Source organism: Streptomyces fuscigenes (assembly GCF_021556455.1).
GTDB classification, from domain to species: domain Bacteria; phylum Actinomycetota; class Actinomycetes; order Streptomycetales; family Streptomycetaceae; genus Streptomyces; species Streptomyces fuscigenes.
In genome coordinates, this window is record NZ_JAKGCV010000807.1 from 1 (window position 1) to 1,060 (window position 1,060).

At 78.3% G+C, this 1,060-nt stretch carries 1 protein-coding gene; it reads right to left on the bottom strand.

What is annotated here, in order from left to right:
- Nucleotides 1–84: 84 nt before the first annotated feature.
- A complete protein-coding gene (locus L1885_RS28700) occupies nucleotides 85–945 on the bottom strand; it encodes a GNAT family N-acetyltransferase (protein WP_235800054.1) in 861 nt (286 codons plus the stop codon).
- Nucleotides 946–1,060: the final 115 nt, after the last annotated feature.

The window sequence follows — 1,060 nt, forward strand, 5'->3', positions numbered from 1 at the left end:
CCGGGCGGCTCGTCCGGCCGGGCGGCTCGTCCGGCCCCGGCCGGGGGGCGCGCCGCCCGTGCCGGGGCCGGACGGCGCGCGGGCTCACACGTCGCGGCGCAAGAGCACCGAACGGTGCGTCGGGACGTACCCGAGGGCGTCGTTGATGCGCCGCATGTAGGGATTGATGTCGGCCGTGTCCGTCAGCGCCCCCTCCAGGGCGGGATGCCGCTCGCGGACGTGCAGCAGGGACGCCGCCTTGATCCAGTGGCCGAGGCCGCGGCCCCGGTGCTCGGGCAGGACGCCGGTGCCGTAGTGCTGCCCGTCGCCCTCGCCGCCTCCGGGGACGACCAGTTCGGTGAAGGCGACGACGGAACCGTCCGCGCTGTCGACGGCCGCGACGGTGTGCAGCAGGGCACCCCGCTCCGCGACGGCGGCCGCGGCGGCCCGCACCCGCTCGACGTCCCATTCGACCCGGCCGAAGTCGCCGTCGCCCACGGGCATGTCGTCCATCGCCCGGCGCGAGCGGGCGAACGAGGCGGCGAGCGCGTCGGGCACGATGCCGTCCCAGGACACCAACCGGTAACCGGGACGGGGCCGGTGGACCTCCTCGGCGAGTGCCGCCAGGTCGGCGCCGGCGAGGGCGAGCCTGGCGTGGACGAGGGTGAGGACCGGCCGGAAGCCGCGCGCGGTCAGGAACCCCTCGCCCGGGGAGCCCGCCTCCACCTGCGCGTGGAGTGTCCGCCGGCCCTCGTCGCGGGCCGCCGCGACAGCCGCGTCGACCAGCAGCGTTCCGATGCCCCGACGGCGCTCCGCCGGGTGCACCTGGACGTCCGCCTCGGCGAGGTGGCTCTGACCCCGCCTCGAGAAAAGGCGCAGCACGGCGGAGCCGACCGGGTGCCGGCCGTCCTCCGTCGCGAGCAGGACCAGTCCCCGGGCGGAAGGCGTGGGGTGCGGGTCGCTCAGCGCGGTGACGCGGACCGCGGAGCGCGGCGGCTCTCCCCGGCGCGGTCCGGCGGGACGGGGTCCCGCGGTGTCCGGGGCCGGACGGGACGCGCGCAGGGCGCGCGGAGCCGGGCCG